Source organism: Pantoea sp. Tr-811, from assembly GCF_011752535.1.
Classification (GTDB): domain Bacteria; phylum Pseudomonadota; class Gammaproteobacteria; order Pseudomonadales; family Pseudomonadaceae; genus Aquipseudomonas.
The window spans coordinates 290099-307409 of record NZ_VWXJ01000003.1 but is presented as its reverse complement, the minus strand read 5'-3'; the positions used below and the strand labels follow the sequence as shown (position 1 = coordinate 307409).

The following is a 17311-nucleotide window of genomic DNA, read 5'->3' as shown; positions in this document are numbered from 1 at the left end:
CCTGGTTTACGTTTAGACAAATTGACAAGTTGACAGGTATCGCAAGGCATCCTAGCCTATCCGCACAGGGGCTATTCAGGCCCTGAGGAGGCCCCATGAGTGTGATCACCCACGATGCCATGCATCCTGCGCTCGCGCATGTCGAGGCGGCCAAGGCAGCCTTGCGGGAGCGCTTCGAGGAGCATCTTGAACGAGCGTCAGCGGTTGTGGTGTTGAAGGCCGTGGCGCTCGCTGACGAAAAGGCATTTGCAGCCCTCGCCAGGGTGGAGGTCGAGGCCAAGCGCAGTATCGCAACGCGCAATCAAGAGGCTGTGGCCCGGATGAAGGCGCGGGCCTTCGAGCGGGTGACCAGCCGTTGTGAACTGCTTGATGCCAAAGCGGCTTGCGAGATCCTGGGTATTACCAAGCAAGCATTGAGTCAGAAGGCCAAGGCCGGGAAGCTGCTGGCATACACCAACACAGGCAATCGCAGAAAGTTCTACCCATCGTTTCAATTTTCGGGAAACAAGCCAAGGCCGGTTATCGAGGCATTGATTTCATCGTTGGATGTCGATCCCGCCGATGCCGAAGCGATGAATACGCTTGTTCAGCATCTGGTGGGCAGGATGGACTATTCCGACCCAGGCGAGCCGAGTAACGTTATGCCGCGTTTCGAAGTGCTGGATGACCCTGTGGCGTTGGAAATCATCACGCGTGATTACCACAATGCGCTGATGGCGGGGCAGTGAAGGCGGGCTTCGTGGGAGGTCCGCCAGGTGCTTACTCCAGCACTACACCTAGGCTTTCCAAAAGCTCTATGGCTGTTTCGCCATTGGATAGCAACGCTTCCATTACCCGCTGGTGGCTAACTGCTTCGACTTGACGCTTCCGGCCCTCGAACAGGACAAGATTGCATCCGTCCAGCGAACCGGTCACGGTGTAGACTGCTGACTGGTAAAGAAGACCATCGACCTCGGCGATCGCCATGCACGCCTGGCTTAAGTTTTGGGTAAGTGCGTATCCCTCACGCCCCTGTCCCTTGGCTTGCACGATATCTCGCACTTTATGGTAAGTGGCTCTGTTTGCCAGCGCTGCCACGTCGACCACGTTCAGCACGCGTGCTGTCTTGAGCCGATGCAGAGACGTTTGCTGAAGTTGCCGAAGGCTGACGGACTGGTCGTCGACGCCTTGCCCAGGCTGGAAAGATTCGGCGATCGCAACTGCTTCGGTAAAACCCAGATAGTAGACACCAACCTGCTTGGTGGGATCGGCATAGCGCGTATCGGAGTCAGCGCGATAGTGCACGGGGTTGGCATCGTAGCGAGAGGGCTGAACGCGGTGCAGTACTGTACCTCCGGTTAACTGACGCACCAGTTCCGGATAGCATTTCAGGGTTTCCCGCACTTGCCTGGCGATTGTGTTTTCGGGCTGCATTGCCGTCTTGCTCATGCGATACCTCCGATCAATCGCGGCGGTGTCGGCAGAGAGTGCGAATTGAATGACATAGTTTGCCTAGCCCTTCTTGCCCTCGACGGACTTGAAGTGCCGATCATAGTCACTTCGCCGTTCGCACCCTTGTTTGTAGGGGTCCATGTCGCAGGCAAATTTCAGGTCCTGCTGGCTGGGCAACAGAAAGAAATCGCCATTGGTACAACCCGAGAGAAGCAACAGCAGCATCCATACCGGCGTTTTCATTGCGCGTCCTTGAACAGGGGAAGGCCCTTTGATTTTCGCCAGGCAATGATACGTGCGATCACACCCATGGCGCAGCCCTCCAGTTCATTGGCTGGGTAATAGAGCAGGTCCGAGCCACCCGGGTGCTCGGTGATGTCGATGAAGTGCTCAAGCAGCCGATCCTGCCAGGCCGAAGTACCAGAGGCCTGGAGCAGTTCCTCGATCACCACCTTGAACTCGGCGCAGGTGTAGTCGGCAAGGCTGTATTTTTGGCTGATCACCACTGCACCTCCGACGACAGCGCGTACTGCAGGGCGCTCATGATTCGCAGGTTTTCAGCGCTGTACGTCTCACCGCCGAAGGCGGGTGGGTCCAGGTGGCAGACCTGATAGTTGCGCACGCCTTTGGCGGTTTCATCGAACGGCGCGCGGGGTGGCCAGCCTTGCTTGAGGCGGTTGAGTTGCGAGGCGACGAACTGGTTGGAATAGACCGGGTCCTCGGCGAGGGCCATCCAGAAGGACTGGGAGAAATCGTCGAAACTGGCGAAGGTTTGCTCTGCCAGCTTGGTTGCGATGTGCTCTGGGAGGTGCATGGCCATGACCGCGGTTCTCTCTTGAAGTGATGCATGGATCATGGCTTTGCTGGTTTGGGATGGGAATATTCACCGTGCTGCATTTGGTGTGAGGTTTTTTTGATGAGCTTGTAGGAAGCTTCGTTCAGTTGAGGTTCCCCGCCGAGGCGGGGGGCTAGGCTTTAGGATGCTTTGAAACCGGGCAATTGCTTGGCAGCACGCCACTCTTTCACAATTCTTAGAATTTCTTCGGGAGTGTCCAAGCCATCGGCTTCAGGCCAATAAATAAGGTCTGATCCGCTGGGGTGTTCAGAAATTTCTTTGAAATCTAGTATGCGAGCGTCCAGCTCCTTCTCGCTGACGTCATCCGCCGGGTCGGCGATGGAAATAATGAGTTTGAGGAATTCATTCTCAGTGAAGTCGGAAATGTTCTTCTTGTCTTTCATTGCGATGCCCCGTAGTGGATTCGGTTGTGAGCCTCTGGTGTTACCACTTTGATATTGTCTAAATCGTACACGGCTCCGCCTTCCGAAATGGGGGTAACATGGTGAAGTATAAAAGTGGTATTGCCTTTGTAGTGATCGATGTCACGTGCCTTGGGGGCATAGCCTTTATGCATAAGTCTATTGTTGGCCACATTGAATTGCGTTGATAGCTCTGGCGTATTGGCGACACTTTTCCAGAATTCATTTCTGAACGCATCGAAGTCCCGAAACTCCCTTCCTCTGAGTAGGTTAGCAATTGCAGCAGGTATTGCTGCGCCTGCATTGCGCGTTTCTTCTGAGAGCCATGCCCCTTCGACCGTTGACCCTTGCCCTGTGACAGTTCCTGGCTCATACCTCGGACTCTTGAACACCACCAGAATAGGCGGCAATCCCGAGTCGATCGGGAAGGTAACGATCAGCCGTTCCTGATCAAGCAGGTCCAGTGCAGGATAACTTTCCGTTGCGTTGCTGACAGGATTCAGACTACTGCCGGTGTAGACAATAGTGCCCGGCGGCGCCGGTGGCAGGCTCGTAGAGCTACCTTCACCGCCTCCGGGCGGGCTTGCGGGTGTCCAGGTCAGAATGCGGTGTGGGTTCTCCAGTGCAAGGCTGTAAACCTTGCGTTCTGTGTCGAATGTCGCCGCCCTTACGGCCACTGCTTTCCCGCCAGGGACCACGTACAAGCCGATGTCGTTCTGTTCTTCACTACCCGCAAGTAAATAGGGCACGTCCACGCTGGCTGAAGAAAGGGCAAGGGCCGCGAGATCAGGCCCATTAGGTGGAGAAAGGCTGGAAAGCGGGGTACTGATTATGTAGCGCCTTTCTGCATTACCGAGCGTTGCAGGCCATCCTGCCGAAAGTACGCCTACCGCCAAGGGGGCCGATAATCCAGCCAATCGACTTACGGCTGCGATGAGCGTTGCGCGAATGGCAACCGACGCGACTTCGACAGCGAAGGTCGCTGCCCCAATCGGAATGACGGTCGTTGCAGAAGCAGCAGAGTGGGTGTTGCTGATGTAGCTGATGCGTTGGCGTGCTGCCTCGGCTTGGCGCCGGGCCGCTTCTTCGGCAGCTACCCGCTCAGCTTCCGCTTGCTGACGTGCGACTTCTTCTGCAGCTATCCGCGCGGCTTCTGCTTGCTGACGTGCAGACTCCTCGGCCCTTGCACGTTCGGCTGCAAGCCTTGCTTGCAGTTGTTCCAGTTCAATCGCTCGCTGGGTAAGGTTCGCCATCGCTGCGCTGAATTGTTGCAAGTAACGAATGGACTCGGTGAGCGCCAGCGCCCGGTGATAATCCGCCCAAAGCACGCCGGCCCGACGGGTGGCCTGTTCATCGACGAGGTGTTGCAGTGCCTCGGTTTGTGGCTTGGAAAGTGGACCGATGATGTTCGGGTTGGAGTCGCTGAAAGCGGGTACCTCGGCTTGCTTCGCTGCGATCAGCGCATTGGCAGTGTTTGCGTAGGCTGAAAAGCGCTGAACGAGAGTATCGGTTTCCTGGGTCGGGGTGGATTGAGCCACTTGATGCTGCAGGAAGCTTGGCAGGCACTCGAAACAGATTTGCTGTTCTTGAAGAATTTGGCCATACCGCCGCTCGATTGCTCTGGGGAGGTCGACAGTGGGTTGGGCAAGCTCTGCCTCGTCGACCTGGCGAGCCATTTCCGGCAGGGCCGCCGCCAACGCCTGAAACTTCTGCGCGGCGATGTGCAGGCGGTAGGCAGCCTCCACTGACGCGCCGTAAGTTTCCCAGACTCGCCGCCCCCATTCCTCGGCGGAGGTACCCATTGTGAACGCGCCGTCATCGTTCAACCGGGTGGCGAAGGAGTCGTAGCGTTTGTAAAAAGGAATGGCGCCGTAGAAGCCTGTTGCCACCGGTGCGATTTGAAGATACTCGGCGCGCTTCTGTTGCAAGCTCGTAGTGTAGAGCTGTTGGCGTAACTCGGCATGCCGGCTAGGGTTGCCAGCTGCCCCTGCAATCGCTTGTTGTTCGATAGCCGTGCGTTCAGCTTCGATTTGCGCGGGAAGTTGCTCAAGGGCGGGGGCGTATTGATCAGCGAAGCCGTTATTAACGGCTAATTGCTCTTCGCCGAAAACTGTTCGCCAGCCTTTCTCCCGGGCGAAACGGCTAGGCCCTCCAGTGCCTCGAGGGCGCCCTGTATCCAGACCCCAGCCGCCATAGCCGGTCCCAGATAACGGGGGCAACGGGCTGAGAGGCACACGGTCTGGAGCGTGGGCGCGCGTCCAGACGCCCTCATTCAGATTCAGCGCACCGCGCGAATCACGGAAGGGTTCACCAAATTTGACGGTTTCATTTTGAGCCATGTAGTCATCCTCCTAATCGCTACATGGCAAGCGTGCTACGGCTGGTTATTCGTGTATGTCAGGCGCGGTCTGTCAATCGGTAGGAGGCTTCCCACCGGTTTGAAAGATTCGATTCAAATATGCGTTTCAGACACAGGAATCACCCGTTTTTCCTTAACTGCCTTGTAGGAAAAACTTGAGTAGATCTCTTTCACCCCCGGCAGCCGCTGCAGCACTTCGCGGGTAAATTCCCCAAACGATTCCAGGTCCCGCGCCAGTATCTCCAACAGAAAATCATACCGCCCAGAGATGTTATGGCACGCCACGATCTCGGGAATTTCCATCAGCCTGCGCTCGAACGCCAGGGCCATGTCCTTGGTATGTGAGTCCATCATGATGCTGACGAACGCTGTGACCCCAAACCCCAGCGCTTTGGGCGACAGGATGGCCTGGTAGCCGGTGATGTAGCCGTTGTCTTCCAGCAGCTTGACCCGCCGCCAGCAGGGCGAGGTGGTCAGCGCGACCTGGTCGGCCAGTTCCGAAACGGTAAGGCGGGCATTGTTCTGCAGGGCTGCGAGCAGAGCGCGGTCGGTGCGGTCGAGGCTTGAAGGCATGCTTTGCCCTCCTGGGGTGGTTTTTATTGTTTTCTTTCCAAGGCAGGCCCTAAACCGTGGGCAAGTTTGGAAAAATTCTGTTGGCCTGGTGGCATAAGCTTAGAACAAACCACCAGAGGCTGTTGCCATGCGCGACTCCCATAACAACACCGGTTTTTCCACCCGCGCCATTCACCACGGCTACGACCCGCTTTCCCATGGCGGCGCCCTGGTGCCACCTGTGTATCAAACCGCAACCTATGCCTTCCCAACCGCCGAGTACGGCGCTGCCTGCTTTGCCGGGGAGGAAGGTGGCCACTTCTATAGCCGCATTTCCAACCCGACCCTGGCGTTGCTGGAGCAGCGCATGGCGTCGCTGGAGGGTGGCGAGGCGGGCTTGGCGCTGGCCTCGGGGATGGGGGCCATTACCTCGACCTTGTGGACCCTGCTGCGCCCGGGTGATGAATTGATCGTCGGGCGGACGGTGTATGGCTGCACCTTTGCCTACATGCACCACGGCATCGGGGAATTCGGGGTCAAGGTGCGGCATGTGGACCTCAACGATGCCGAGGCGCTGAAAGCTGCGATCACCCCAAAAACCCGGATGATCTACTTCGAAACACCGGCGAACCCGAACATGCAGTTGGTGGATATCGCGGCGGTTGCTCAGGCCGCGCGGGGGCACGACCTGCATATTGTCGTCGACAACACCTACTGCACGCCGTACCTGCAACGGCCACTGGAACTGGGGGCTGACCTGGTGGTGCACTCAGCCACCAAGTACCTCAGCGGCCATGGTGACATCACCGCAGGCCTGGTGGTCGGGCGCAAGGCGCTGATCGACCGGATTCGCCTGGAGGGGCTCAAGGACATGACCGGCGCGGTGCTCTCGCCCCACGATGCGTCGTTGTTGATGCGCGGGATCAAGACCCTGGCCCTGCGCATGGACCGCCATTGTGCCAATGCCCAGCAGTTGGCCGAGTTTCTGGCCGGGCAGCCACAGGTGGAGCTGATTCATTACCCGGGGCTGGCATCGTTTGCCCAGCACGCGCTGGCGCAGCGGCAGATGCGCCTACCGGGCGGGATGATCGCTTTCGAGCTCAAGGGCGGGATCGAGGCGGGGAGGCGCTTCATGAACGCCCTGCAGCTGTTTGCCCGGGCGGTAAGCCTGGGCGATGCCGAGTCGTTGGCGCAGCACCCGGCGAGCATGACCCATTCCAGCTATACGCCTGAACAACGGGCGCATCACGGGATATCCGAGGGGTTGGTGCGGTTGTCGGTGGGGTTGGAGGATGTGGAGGATTTGTTGGCGGATGTGGCGCAGGCGTTGGCGGCTTGCCTGTAGGAGCGGGCTTGCCCCGCGAAGCAGGTGACGCGGTGGCTGGCACCAGCTGCGCCGGTGTTCGCGGGGCAAGCCCGCTCCTACAAGGGGCGAGGATCTTGCGCAAGAAAAAGGCCTCTTTCGAGGCCTTGTTCATTTCAGCGAATCAGCGCTTGAGCCCGTAGCTCTCGTCGAGCATGCCCGGCGAGTTCGGCGCTTTTGGCGCGTAGTCACGGGGTACTTCGGCGGTGTCCTTCGGCGGTGTCAGGCGATCACGCGGGCCCTGGGTGCCTTCGGAATGCAGCGCGGCCAGCAGGCGCTGGCGGGTCAGGTCGTCGAGCGCCAGGTGGTTGGCGCCGTCGGCCAGGTGGTCCTGCACGTCCTGGTAGCTCTGGGTCAGCTTCTTGACCAGTACCGCGGTGCTGTTGAAGTGGGTAACCACCTGGTTCTGGTAGTTGTCGAAGCGCTGCTGGATGTCATCCAGCTGACGCTGGGTGCTGCTGGGCGCCGCGTTGGGCAACAGGCGGGCCACGATGAAACCGACCGCCACACCGATGACCAGGGCCAGGGTTGGCAACAACCAAACAAGGAGCGAGAGTTCCACGAGTCCTTCCTCTATAAACGGCTTTGCTTTACGTTAACGGCTCAGACCTGCGCTGTATACCGCGAGCGATCGCAAATCAGAACAGAATTCCTCACCTAGACGAATCGACCCCCTTCGAGGTCACGGAGTAGTGCCTTGCTTGTCCGCGAAACCCCCTTGTTCATCGACGGCCCGATGGGCCAGCTGGAAGCCTTGTACCTGGACGTGGCCGATGCCCGCGGTGCGGTGCTGATCTGCCACCCCAACCCGGTCCAGGGCGGCACCATGCTCAACAAGGTGGTTTCGACCCTGCAGCGCACCGCCCGCGATGCCGGCTACGTGACCTTGCGCTTCAACTACCGCGGCGTCGGCGCCAGCGCCGGCAGCCATGACATGGGCGCCGGCGAGGTGGCCGATGCCGAGGCTGCCGCGGCCTGGCTGCGCGACAAGCACCCGCAGTTGCCGCTGGTGCTGATGGGCTTCTCGTTCGGCGGTTTCGTCGCGACCAGCCTGGCCGGGCGCCTGGAAGCGCAAGGCGCGCAGTTGCAGCAGCTGTTCATGATCGCCCCGGCGGTGATGCGCCTTGGCGCCGAATTCCCGTTGCCGCAGCAATGCCCGATTACCGTGGTGCAGCCCGACGCCGACGAAGTCGTCGACCCACAGCTGGTTTACCAATGGTCTGAAACACTGGGCCGCCCCCATGAGCTGCTGAAAGTGGCAGAATGCGGACACTTCTTCCATGGCAAGCTGACCGATCTGAAGGATCTGCTGCTGCCGCGCCTTTCGAACTGAGCCAAGCCTGAATAAGCGAACACCCATGACCACGCGCATCCTCACCGGTATCACCACCACCGGCACCCCGCACCTGGGCAACTACGCCGGCGCCATTCGCCCGGCGATCGTCGCCAGCCAGCAGCCCGGTGCCGACTCGTTCTACTTCCTGGCCGACTACCACGCCCTGATCAAGTGCGACGACCCGCTGCGCATCCAGCGTTCGCGCCTGGAGATCGCCGCCACCTGGCTGGCTGGCGGCCTGGACCCGGCGAAGGTGACCTTCTACCGCCAGTCCGACATCCCTGAGATTCCTGAGCTGACCTGGCTGCTGACCTGCGTGGCGGCCAAGGGCCTGCTCAACCGCGCGCACGCCTACAAGGCCTCGGTGGACAAGAACCTGGAAACCGGTGAAGACCCGGATGCCGGCGTGACCATGGGCCTGTACAGCTACCCGGTGCTGATGGCTGCCGACATCCTGATGTTCAACGCCAACAAGGTGCCGGTTGGCCGTGACCAGATCCAGCACGTGGAAATGGCGCGGGACATTGGCCAGCGTTTCAACCACCTGTTCGGCCAAGGCAACGACTTCTTCGCCCTGCCGGAGGCGGTGATCGAGGAAAGCGTGGCGACCCTGCCGGGCCTGGACGGGCGCAAGATGTCCAAGAGCTACGACAACACCATTCCGCTGTTCACCAGCGCCAAGGACATGAAGGACGCCATTTCGCGCATCGTCACCGACTCGCGCGCACCCGGCGAAGCCAAAGACCCGGACAACGCCCACCTGTTCACCCTGTTCCAGGCCTTCTCGACGCCGGCGCAATGCGCCGAGTTCCGCGAAGAGCTGCTGCAGGGCCTGGGCTGGGGTGAAGCCAAGCAGCGCCTGTTCCAGCTGCTGGACGGCCAGCTGGCGGAAAAACGCGAGCACTATCACCAGCTGATCTCGCGCCCGGCCGACCTGGAAGACATTCTTCTGGCCGGCGCCGCCAAGGCCCGCAAGATTGCCACCCCGTTCCTTGAGCAGCTGCGCGAGGCCGTTGGCCTGCGTTCGTTCCGCAGCAGCGTGCAGGCCACCACCGAAGTGAAGAAAAAAGCCGCCAAGAGCGCGCGTTTCGTCAGCTTCCGCGACGAGGACGGCAGCTTCCGCTTCCGCCTGCTGGCCGCCGATGGCGAGCAGTTGCTGCTGTCGCGCAGCTTTGCCGATGGCAAAAGCGCTGGCGCTGTAAGCAAGCAGCTGCAGCAGGGCGTAGACGCCGATGTGCGCATCGAAGGCCTGGGCTTCAGCCTGTGGCTGAACGACGAGCAAGTGGCCGAAGGCCCGCAGTTCGCCAGCGCCGAAGCCCGTGATTCGGCCATCCAGAGCCTGCGCGAAGCCCTGGCACCCCAACAGGACTGAAGGCCAAAATCTCCAGGCCGGCACCACCCCGGTAGGAGCGAGCGTAGCTCGCGATGGGGCGCGCAGCGGCCCTTGGGTTTCAGCATTGCGGCCCATAACAGCGGGGCTGCTTTGCAGCCCATCGCGAGCTGCGCTCGCTCCTACAGGTGCAGCGTGTGCGCTGGCAAAGCCGGCGCCATACAGCGCAAAACGGCCTTGAATGAGGCATATTGACGCAAGTCGCATTGCCATTAAGCGGGCCTGTCGCTACAGTGACGGCCCGTTTTTTGTTGCCTCGCTAACGAAATCATGACGCCCCTAGAACGATATCAAGCAGATCTGAAACGTCCCGACTTCTTCCATGACGCGGCGCAGGAAACGGCGGTGCGTCACTTGCAGCGGCTGTACGACGACCTCGTGCACGCGCAGAACAACAAGCCGGGCGTGTTCGGCAAGCTGTTCGGCAAGAAGGAGCAGACGCCGGTCAAGGGCCTGTACTTCTGGGGTGGGGTAGGGCGAGGCAAGACCTACCTGGTCGATACCTTCTACGAGGCGCTGCCGTTCAAGCAGAAGATGCGCACGCACTTCCACCGCTTCATGAAGCGTGTGCACGAGGAAATGAAAACCCTCAAGGGCGAGAAGAACCCGTTGACCATCATCGCCAAGCGCTTCAGCGAAGAAGCCAAGGTGATCTGCTTCGACGAATTCTTCGTTTCCGACATCACCGATGCCATGATCCTCGGCACCCTGATGGAAGAGCTGTTCAAGAACGGTGTGTCGCTGGTGGCTACCTCCAACATCGTTCCCGACGGCCTGTACAAGGACGGCCTGCAGCGCGCACGCTTCCTGCCGGCCATCGCCATGATCAAGCAGTACACCGACGTGGTGAACGTCGACAGTGGCGTGGACTACCGCCTGCGCCACCTGGAACAGGCCGAACTGTTCCACCACCCGCTCAACGATGCCGCGCACCAGAGCATGCGCGCCAGCTTCAAGGCGCTGACGCCCGAATGCACCCAGGCGGTCGAGAACGACACGCTGATGATCGAGAACCGGCCGATCCAGGCCCTGCGCACCTGCGACGACGTTGCCTGGTTCGACTTCCGCGCCCTGTGCGATGGGCCGCGCAGCCAGAACGACTACATCGAGCTGGGCAAGATTTTCCACGCCGTGCTGCTGAGCAACGTCGAGCAGATGGGCGTTGCCACCGACGACATCGCCCGCCGCTTCATCAACATGGTGGACGAGTTCTACGACCGCAACGTCAAGCTGATCATCTCGGCTGAGGTGGAGCTCAAGGACCTGTACACCGGCGGGCGCCTTAGCTTCGAGTTCCAGCGTACCCTGAGCCGGTTGCTGGAGATGCAGTCCCACGAATTCCTATCGCGGGCGCACAAGCCGTAGGGATTTCAGGGCCGCTTTGCGGCCCTTTCGCTGTGTGGGCCCTCAGGCCTCCTGCATGAACTGCTGCCGATACTGGTTCGGCGACAATTCCGTGTGCTGGCGGAACAACCGCGCAAAGAAACTGGCATCGTCATAGCCCACCTCGTAGCTGATGGTCTTGATGCTCTTGCGCGTGCTCGACAGCAGCCCCTTGGCCGTCTCGATGCGTAGCCGCTGCAAATAGTGCAACGGCTTGTCGCCGGTCGCGCCCTGGAACCTGCGCATGAAGTTGCGGATGCTCATGCCGTGGTTTCGGGCCACGTCCTCGAAGCGGAACTTGTCGGCGAAGTGCTCCTCCAGCCAGTGCTGGATCTGCAGGATGATCAGGTCCTGGTGCAGCTTCTGGCCGCCGAAGCCCATGCGCCCCGGGGTGTAGTTGCGCTGCACTTCGTAGAGGATGTCGCGGGCCACGGCGCGGGCCACGTTGGCCCCGCAGAAACGCTCGATCAGGTAGATGTACAGGTCGCAGGCCGAGGTGGTGCCGCCGGCGCAGTACAGGTTGTCGGCGTCGGTCAGGTGCTTGTCCTGGTTCAGGCGCACCTTCGGGAAGCGCTCGGCGAAGCTGTCGAAGAAGCGCCAGTAGGTGGTCGCTTCCTTGCCGTCGAGCAGGCCTGATTCGGCCAGCCAGAACACCCCGCTGGCCTCGGCGCACAGCACCGCGCCACGGGCATGCTGGGCGCGCAGCCAGGGCAGCACCTGGGGGTAGCGTTGCTGGAGGTTGTCGAAATCGTCCCAGAAGGCCGGGAGGATGATGATGTCGGCATCGTCGAGGGCGCCCTCGACCGGCAGCTGCACATTGCTGAAGCTGTCCACCGGCTTGCCGTCGGGGCTAACCAGGCGGATCTCGAACATTGGCTGCAAGCCAAGGCCCAGTTGCTTGCTGTAACGCAGGCTGGCGAGGTGGAAGAAGTCCTTGGCCTGCATCAAGGTCGAAGCAAAGACCTTGTCAATGGCCAGGATGCTGACGCGCCGCAGCGACGCGGAGGGTTGGGTAAACATCATTGTCATTGTTCTTATAGGGTAGAGTGGTCAATCACCGGCTGGATCGTCTTATTTTTTGGCGATTGTGTCTACCCCGCAGCACCGGGTCGCCTGCTTCGCCGGCAAGCCCGCTCCCACAGGCAGTGAGATCCCTGTAGGAGCGGGCTTGCCCCGCGAAGCCGGCGACGCCGCACCTAGCTCAAGGCGCCGGGTTCGGCTGCTCCTGGTGCAGCGCCTCGATGGCCGCCAGCAGCTCGTCGCTGAGGTTAAGCTGCAAGCTGTCGAGGTTGCTCTGCAGCTGCGCAGTATCGGTGGCGCCAATGATGTTGCTGGTCACGAACGGCTGGCGTGTGACAAAGGCCAGGGCCATCTGCGCCGGGTCCAGGCCGTGTTCCCGCGCCAGCTGCACATACCGGCTACAGGCGGCCACGGTCTGCGGGTTGGAATAGCGGGCGAAGCGGCTGAACAGGGTCAGGCGGCCTTTCTCCGGGCGAGCGCCGTTCTCGTACTTGCCCGAGAGCATGCCGAACGCCAGCGGGGAATAGGCCAGCAGGCCGCACTGCTCGCGAATCGCCACTTCCGCCAGGCCCACCTCGAAGCTGCGGTTGAGCAGGTTGTAGGGGTTCTGGATCGACACCGCGCGCGGCCAGCCACGGGCCTCGGCCAGTTGCAGGAACTTCATGGTGCCCCACGGCGTTTCATTGGACAGCCCCACATGGCGGATCTTGCCGGCGCGAACCTGCTCGTCAAGCACCTCAAGGGTTTCTTCCAGCGGCGTGAACAGGTCGCTGGCCTGGTGCTGGTAGCCCAGTTTGCCGAAGAAGTTGGTGCTGCGCTCTGGCCAGTGCAACTGGTACAGGTCGATACGGTCGGTCTGCAGGCGCTTGAGGCTTTCGTCCAGCGCCGCCACGATGTGCTGGCGGTTGTGCCGTAGCTGGCCGTCGCGGATGTGGCTGATGCCGTTGCCGGGGCCGGCCACCTTGCTGGCCAGTACCCAGTCGTCGCGGTCACCGTTGGCGCGGAACCAGTTGCCGATGATGCGCTCGGTGGCCGCGTAGGTTTCCGGGCGCGGTGGCACGGGGTACATTTCGGCGGTGTCGATGAAGTTGACGCCGCGGGCCTTGGCCAGGGCAATCTGCGCGAAGGCTTCGTCCTGGGTGTTCTGCTCACCCCAGGTCATGGTGCCCAGGCACAGGGCGCTGACGTCGAGATCGGTACGGCCGAGCTTGCGGTATTCCATCGAAAAGACACTCCTTGGCAAAGACGCCCATAAAAGCAGGTTGAAATTTTTCGCGCAATCTGGATAATTCGGCACCTCTCCGTGTGGCGGAAGTGATGCACCACCACTCAGGAAGAACCCCGTCGAACATTGGCGTGCCCGACCCGAGCCCCCAAAAGCGTCAGCGTTCGGCTGCGCGTTTGCCCTTGGCAAGCTGTGCACTATCCAGTAAGATTCGCCGTCTATTTTTCGCTGGGCGGCCTCTGAGGCTTTAGAGAATGAAAACTTTTACTGCTAAACCGGAAACAGTAAAGCGCGAGTGGTTCGTAGTCGACGCCGCTGGCCAGACCCTGGGTCGTCTGGCTACCGAAATCGCTACCCGTCTGCGTGGCAAGCACAAACCAGAATACACCCCTCACGTTGACACCGGCGACTACATCGTCGTCATCAACGCCGAGCAGGTTCGTGTAACTGGCGCCAAGTCTTCCGACAAAATGTACTACTCCCACTCCGGTTTCCCAGGCGGCATCAAGGAAATCAACTTCGAGAAGTTGATCGCCAAGGCCCCTGAGCGTGTTATCGAAACCGCGGTCAAAGGCATGCTGCCTAAGAACCCGCTGGGTCGCGACATGTACCGTAAGCTGAAAGTGTACGCGGGTGCTGCTCACCCACACACTGCTCAGCAGCCTCAAGAACTGAAGATCTAACGGGAAAGTTCATTATGTCGGCGACTCAAAATTACGGCACTGGCCGTCGCAAGACCGCAACCGCTCGCGTTTTCCTGCGTCCGGGTACTGGTAACATTTCCATCAACAACCGTTCTCTGGACGTGTTCTTCGGTCGCGAAACCGCTCGCATGGTTGTTCGCCAGCCGCTCGAGCTGACCGAAACCGTTGAGAAGTTCGACATCTACGTCACCGTTTCCGGTGGTGGTGTCAGCGGTCAGGCCGGTGCGATCCGTCACGGTATCACCCGCGCTCTGATGGAATACGACGAAACCCTGCGTGGCGCTCTGCGTCGTGCTGGCTACGTCACCCGCGACGCTCGTGAAGTCGAGCGTAAGAAAGTGGGTCTGCGTAAAGCGCGTAAGCGTCCTCAGTACTCCAAGCGTTAATACCGCTTCGGCAGTCGAAAAAAGCCCGGTTCCTTGGAACCGGGCTTTTTTTATGGCTTGAACTAACCTGTCAGCATGTCCGTGGCGGCATGGCACATAGACGCAGATCAAGCAAAGCGCGGGTTGTGGCCCTTGGAGGGGCTAATCACCTTGTCACTGTGTGGATTTGTTTCTTACCATGGCGGCCAATTTTTAACGCCACAGACACAACCTAAGTACAGGCCAGATACAACTGGCCAAGCAAGCTGATGGGAGAGGACTGAATGAGCAATGACGGCGTCAACGCAGGCCGGCGCCGCTTCCTCGTAGCCGCGACATCCGTGGTCGGGGCGGCGGGGGCAGTGGGGGCTGCGGTACCGTTCGTGGGGTCATGGTTTCCCAGTGCCAAGGCAAAGGCTGCCGGTGCACCGGTGAAGGTGAACATTGCCAAGGTGGAGCCTGGGCAGCAAATGGTCGCCGAATGGCGTGGCCAGCCGGTGTTCATCGTGCGGCGAACGCAGGAGATCCTCGGCAATTTAAAGAAGATCGAAGGCGACCTGTCCGACCCGCAATCGAAAAACTCGGTGCAGCCGGCCTATGTCGACCCCGAGGTTCGCTCAATCAAACCAGAAATTCTCATTCTCGTCGGCCTGTGTACGCACCTGGGCTGCTCGCCGACCTTCCGCCCGGAAGTCGCGCCCGCTGACCTGGGGCCCAAGTGGGTCGGTGGCTATTTCTGCCCCTGCCACGGCTCCCACTACGACCTCGCCGGGCGCGTCTACAAATCCCAGCCGGCGCCGCTCAATCTGCCAGTGCCGCCACACTCTTACGAGACGGACGACCTCATTGTCATCGGCGTCGACCAGGAGAAAGCATGATGAGCAAGTTCATGGACTGGATCGACGCGCGCTTCCCCGCCACCAAAATGTGGGAAGACCACCTCAGCAAGTACTACGCGCCCAAGAACTTCAACTTCCTGTATTTCTTCGGCTCGCTGGCCCTGCTGGTGCTGGTCAACCAGATCGTCACTGGCGTGTGGCTGACCATGAGTTTCACCCCATCGGCCGAAGAGGCGTTCGCCTCGGTCGAATACATCATGCGTGATGTGGAGTACGGCTGGATTCTGCGCTACCTGCATTCCACCGGTGCTTCGGCGTTCTTCATCGTGGTCTACCTGCACATGTTCCGTGGCCTGCTCTACGGCTCGTACCAGAAGCCCCGTGAGCTGGTGTGGCTGTTCGGCATGCTGATCTACCTGGCGCTGATGGCCGAGGCCTTCATGGGCTACCTGCTGCCCTGGGGCCAGATGTCGTACTGGGGCGCCCAGGTAATCATCTCGCTGTTCGGCGCCATTCCGGTGATCGGCGGCGACCTGACCCAGTGGATCCGTGGTGACTACCTGATTTCCGGTATCACCCTGAACCGCTTCTTCGCCCTGCACGTGGTGGCCTTGCCCATCGTAATCCTTGGCCTGGTGGTGCTGCACATCCTGGCCCTGCACGAAGTGGGTTCGAACAACCCCGATGGCGTGGAAATCAAGAAGCACAAGGACGAGAACGGCATCCCGCTCGACGGTATTCCGTTCCACCCGTACTACACCGTGAAGGACATTGTCGGGGTGGTGGTATTCCTCTTCGTGTTCTGCGCCGTGGTGTTCTTCTTCCCGGAAATGGGTGGTTACTTCCTGGAAAAACCCAACTTCGAACAGGCCAACGCCTTCAAGACGCCGGAGCATATTGCCCCTGTGTGGTACTTCACGCCGTTCTACGCGATTCTGCGTGCGGTGCCTGACAAGCTGTTTGGCGTCATCGCCATGGGTGCGGCAATCGCCGTGCTGTTCGTGCTGCCCTGGCTCGACCGCAGCCCAGTGCGCTCCATGCGCTACAAGGGCTGGATCAGCAAGGTCTTCCTGCTGGTGTTCTGCATTGCCTTTGTGATCCTCGGCATTCTCGGCGTACTGGCCCCCACCCCTGAGCGCACGTTGGTGTCGCAGGTGTGCACGGTGCTGTATTTCGCCTACTTCCTGCTGATGCCGTTCTACACAAGGCTTGAGAAGACCAAACCGGTTCCGGATAGGGTGACTGGCTGATGAAAAAGTTGATTGCAGTATTTTTGCTGGCAGTGATGCCTGCCTTTTCCTTCGCTGCCGAGCATGGTCTGGAATTGGACAAGGTCGATATCGACCTCACCGACAAGGCCGCCATGCAGGACGGTGCGCGCACCTTCGCCAACTATTGCATGGGGTGCCACAGCGCCAAGTTCCAGCGTTACGAGCGGGTGGCCGATGACCTGGGCATCCCCCACGAGCTGATGCTTGAGAAGCTGGTGTTCACCGGTGCCAAGATCGGCGACCACATGCAGATCGGCATGCAGCCCAATGACGCCAAGACCTGGTTCGGCGCCGCTCCGCCTGACCTGACCCTGGTTGCCCGGGTGCGTGGCACCGACTGGCTGTACACCTACCTGCGCAGCTTCTACGAAGACCCGTCGCGTCCGTACGGGGTCAACAACCGGGTATTCCCGAACGTCGGCATGCCCAACGTGCTGGTCGGCCTGCAGGGTAACCAGGTGGTTGGCTGCAAGCAGGTGCAGATGGTGGTCGATGGCAAGAAGCAATTCGACCCGTTGACGGGCAGCCCGTTGACCCATGAGGCCTGCGACCAGCTGACCATTACGCCGAATTCCGGTACCCTGACCACTGAGCAGTTCGACGAGAAGGTCAAGAACCTGGTGACCTTCCTGGCCTATTCGGCCAACCCGGTCAAACTGGAAAGCCAGCGCATCGGTACCTACGTGTTGCTGTACCTGGCTTTCTTCTTCGTGTTCGCCTATTTGCTCAAGCGCGAATACTGGAAGGACGTGCACTGATCACGCAGTAGTTCTGGTAGTTGAACGCGCCCGGGGCGCCCGGCCATGTTGGCCGGGG

Annotated in this window: 20 protein-coding genes; 10 read left to right on the top strand and 10 right to left on the bottom strand. The window is 60.3% G+C overall.

Going from position 1 to position 17311, the window contains the following annotated elements; translation table 11 throughout:
• Positions 1-95: 95 nt before the first annotated feature.
• A complete protein-coding gene (locus F3J44_RS06375; RefSeq protein WP_205299719.1) occupies positions 96-728 on the top strand; it encodes a hypothetical protein in 633 nt (210 codons plus the stop codon).
• Positions 729-759: 31 nt separating this feature from the next.
• On the opposite strand, the gene F3J44_RS06370 is transcribed toward F3J44_RS06375, so the two are convergent.
• The 7 genes from F3J44_RS06370 to F3J44_RS06340 all read right to left on the bottom strand — a co-directional run bounded on the left by F3J44_RS06370 (position 760) and on the right by F3J44_RS06340 (position 5620).
• Positions 760-1428 (bottom strand): RES family NAD+ phosphorylase, encoded by a 669-nt coding sequence (locus tag F3J44_RS06370; RefSeq protein ID WP_205299718.1) that lies wholly within the window; start codon positions 1426-1428, stop codon positions 760-762.
• A gap of 63 nt (positions 1429-1491) precedes the next feature.
• Positions 1492-1674, bottom strand: coding sequence for a hypothetical protein (locus F3J44_RS06365; RefSeq protein ID WP_167061341.1), 183 nt, complete (start codon positions 1672-1674; stop codon positions 1492-1494).
• Positions 1671-1934, bottom strand: a complete 264-nt coding sequence (locus F3J44_RS06360) for a bacteriocin immunity protein (RefSeq protein ID WP_205299717.1) — start codon at positions 1932-1934, stop codon at positions 1671-1673. Before F3J44_RS06360 ends, F3J44_RS06365 begins: the two co-directional genes overlap by 4 nt.
• Positions 1931-2287, bottom strand: a complete 357-nt coding sequence (locus F3J44_RS06355; RefSeq protein WP_370526707.1) for a hypothetical protein — start codon at positions 2285-2287, stop codon at positions 1931-1933. The genes F3J44_RS06360 and F3J44_RS06355 overlap by 4 nt, the downstream gene beginning before the upstream one ends.
• Before the next feature lie 119 nt (positions 2288-2406).
• A complete protein-coding gene (locus tag F3J44_RS06350) occupies positions 2407-2670 on the bottom strand; it encodes a bacteriocin immunity protein (RefSeq protein ID WP_167271209.1) in 264 nt (87 codons plus the stop codon).
• Positions 2667-5027, bottom strand: coding sequence for an S-type pyocin domain-containing protein (locus tag F3J44_RS06345; RefSeq protein ID WP_167271207.1), 2361 nt, complete (start codon positions 5025-5027; stop codon positions 2667-2669). Before F3J44_RS06345 ends, F3J44_RS06350 begins: the two co-directional genes overlap by 4 nt.
• Positions 5028-5140: 113 nt before the next feature.
• Positions 5141-5620, bottom strand: a complete 480-nt coding sequence (locus F3J44_RS06340; RefSeq protein WP_167061353.1) for an Lrp/AsnC family transcriptional regulator — start codon at positions 5618-5620, stop codon at positions 5141-5143.
• Positions 5621-5747: 127 nt separating this feature from the next.
• On the opposite strand from F3J44_RS06340, the gene F3J44_RS06335 reads away from it, so the two are divergent.
• A complete protein-coding gene (locus tag F3J44_RS06335) occupies positions 5748-6944 on the top strand; it encodes a methionine gamma-lyase (protein ID WP_167271205.1) in 1197 nt (398 codons plus the stop codon).
• 142 nt (positions 6945-7086) lie between these two features.
• On the opposite strand, the gene F3J44_RS06330 is transcribed toward F3J44_RS06335, so the two are convergent.
• Positions 7087-7524 carry a ZapG family protein gene (locus F3J44_RS06330; protein WP_167061359.1) on the bottom strand — a complete coding sequence of 146 codons (438 nt, stop codon included), beginning with the start codon at positions 7522-7524 and terminating at the stop codon, positions 7087-7089.
• A gap of 135 nt (positions 7525-7659) precedes the next feature.
• Between F3J44_RS06330 and F3J44_RS06325 the strand changes: the two genes are divergently transcribed.
• The 3 genes from F3J44_RS06325 to zapE all read left to right on the top strand — a co-directional run bounded on the left by F3J44_RS06325 (position 7660) and on the right by zapE (position 11053).
• Positions 7660-8295, top strand: coding sequence for an alpha/beta hydrolase (locus F3J44_RS06325; RefSeq protein WP_167061362.1), 636 nt, complete (start codon positions 7660-7662; stop codon positions 8293-8295).
• Between the two features lie 25 nt (positions 8296-8320).
• Positions 8321-9670 carry a tryptophan--tRNA ligase gene (locus F3J44_RS06320; protein WP_167271203.1) on the top strand — a complete coding sequence of 450 codons (1350 nt, stop codon included), beginning with the start codon at positions 8321-8323 and terminating at the stop codon, positions 9668-9670.
• 288 nt (positions 9671-9958) lie between these two features.
• Positions 9959-11053, top strand: a complete 1095-nt coding sequence (gene zapE / locus F3J44_RS06315) for a cell division protein ZapE (RefSeq protein WP_167061367.1) — start codon at positions 9959-9961, stop codon at positions 11051-11053.
• Positions 11054-11095: 42 nt separating this feature from the next.
• Here zapE and F3J44_RS06310 read toward each other — a convergent pair whose 3' ends face one another.
• Together F3J44_RS06310 and F3J44_RS06305 are read right to left on the bottom strand one after the other, a co-directional pair.
• Positions 11096-12091 (bottom strand): GlxA family transcriptional regulator, encoded by a 996-nt coding sequence (locus tag F3J44_RS06310; RefSeq protein ID WP_167061955.1) that lies wholly within the window; start codon positions 12089-12091, stop codon positions 11096-11098.
• A gap of 181 nt (positions 12092-12272) precedes the next feature.
• Positions 12273-13313 carry an NADP(H)-dependent aldo-keto reductase gene (locus tag F3J44_RS06305; RefSeq protein WP_167061370.1) on the bottom strand — a complete coding sequence of 347 codons (1041 nt, stop codon included), beginning with the start codon at positions 13311-13313 and terminating at the stop codon, positions 12273-12275.
• A gap of 257 nt (positions 13314-13570) precedes the next feature.
• On the opposite strand from F3J44_RS06305, the gene rplM reads away from it, so the two are divergent.
• From rplM to F3J44_RS06280, 5 genes are all read left to right on the top strand, one after another.
• Positions 13571-13999 carry a 50S ribosomal protein L13 gene (rplM, locus tag F3J44_RS06300; RefSeq protein ID WP_003251819.1) on the top strand — a complete coding sequence of 143 codons (429 nt, stop codon included), beginning with the start codon at positions 13571-13573 and terminating at the stop codon, positions 13997-13999.
• A gap of 14 nt (positions 14000-14013) precedes the next feature.
• Entirely contained in the window at positions 14014-14406 is a 393-nt protein-coding gene (gene rpsI / locus F3J44_RS06295) for a 30S ribosomal protein S9 (RefSeq protein ID WP_003260797.1), read from the top strand.
• A 263-nt stretch (positions 14407-14669) separates the two neighbouring features.
• Positions 14670-15263, top strand: coding sequence for a ubiquinol-cytochrome c reductase iron-sulfur subunit (petA, locus tag F3J44_RS06290; RefSeq protein WP_167061373.1), 594 nt, complete (start codon positions 14670-14672; stop codon positions 15261-15263).
• Positions 15260-16474, top strand: a complete 1215-nt coding sequence (locus F3J44_RS06285; RefSeq protein WP_205299716.1) for a cytochrome bc complex cytochrome b subunit — start codon at positions 15260-15262, stop codon at positions 16472-16474. The genes petA and F3J44_RS06285 overlap by 4 nt, the downstream gene beginning before the upstream one ends.
• Positions 16474-17253 (top strand): cytochrome c1, encoded by a 780-nt coding sequence (locus F3J44_RS06280; RefSeq protein WP_167061379.1) that lies wholly within the window; start codon positions 16474-16476, stop codon positions 17251-17253. The genes F3J44_RS06285 and F3J44_RS06280 overlap by 1 nt, the downstream gene beginning before the upstream one ends.
• The last annotated feature ends 58 nt before the right edge of the window (positions 17254-17311 follow it).

Coding starts and splice junctions, on each gene's coding strand:
- F3J44_RS06375 (WP_205299719.1), top strand. CDS start 96: ATGAGTGTGATCACCCACGATGCCATGCATCCTGCGCTCGCGCATGTC.
- F3J44_RS06370 (WP_205299718.1), bottom strand. CDS start 1,428: ATGAGCAAGACGGCAATGCAGCCCGAAAACACAATCGCCAGGCAAGTG.
- F3J44_RS06365 (WP_167061341.1), bottom strand. CDS start 1,674: ATGAAAACGCCGGTATGGATGCTGCTGTTGCTTCTCTCGGGTTGTACC.
- F3J44_RS06355 (WP_370526707.1), bottom strand. CDS start 2,287: ATGATCCATGCATCACTTCAAGAGAGAACCGCGGTCATGGCCATGCAC.
- F3J44_RS06350 (WP_167271209.1), bottom strand. CDS start 2,670: ATGAAAGACAAGAAGAACATTTCCGACTTCACTGAGAATGAATTCCTC.
- F3J44_RS06345 (WP_167271207.1), bottom strand. CDS start 5,027: ATGGCTCAAAATGAAACCGTCAAATTTGGTGAACCCTTCCGTGATTCG.
- F3J44_RS06340 (WP_167061353.1), bottom strand. CDS start 5,620: ATGCCTTCAAGCCTCGACCGCACCGACCGCGCTCTGCTCGCAGCCCTG.
- F3J44_RS06335 (WP_167271205.1), top strand. CDS start 5,748: ATGCGCGACTCCCATAACAACACCGGTTTTTCCACCCGCGCCATTCAC.
- F3J44_RS06320 (WP_167271203.1), top strand. CDS start 8,321: ATGACCACGCGCATCCTCACCGGTATCACCACCACCGGCACCCCGCAC.
- zapE (WP_167061367.1), top strand. CDS start 9,959: ATGACGCCCCTAGAACGATATCAAGCAGATCTGAAACGTCCCGACTTC.
- F3J44_RS06310 (WP_167061955.1), bottom strand. CDS start 12,091: ATGTTTACCCAACCCTCCGCGTCGCTGCGGCGCGTCAGCATCCTGGCC.
- F3J44_RS06305 (WP_167061370.1), bottom strand. CDS start 13,313: ATGGAATACCGCAAGCTCGGCCGTACCGATCTCGACGTCAGCGCCCTG.
- rplM (WP_003251819.1), top strand. CDS start 13,571: ATGAAAACTTTTACTGCTAAACCGGAAACAGTAAAGCGCGAGTGGTTC.
- rpsI (WP_003260797.1), top strand. CDS start 14,014: ATGTCGGCGACTCAAAATTACGGCACTGGCCGTCGCAAGACCGCAACC.
- petA (WP_167061373.1), top strand. CDS start 14,670: ATGAGCAATGACGGCGTCAACGCAGGCCGGCGCCGCTTCCTCGTAGCC.
- F3J44_RS06285 (WP_205299716.1), top strand. CDS start 15,260: ATGATGAGCAAGTTCATGGACTGGATCGACGCGCGCTTCCCCGCCACC.
- F3J44_RS06280 (WP_167061379.1), top strand. CDS start 16,474: ATGAAAAAGTTGATTGCAGTATTTTTGCTGGCAGTGATGCCTGCCTTT.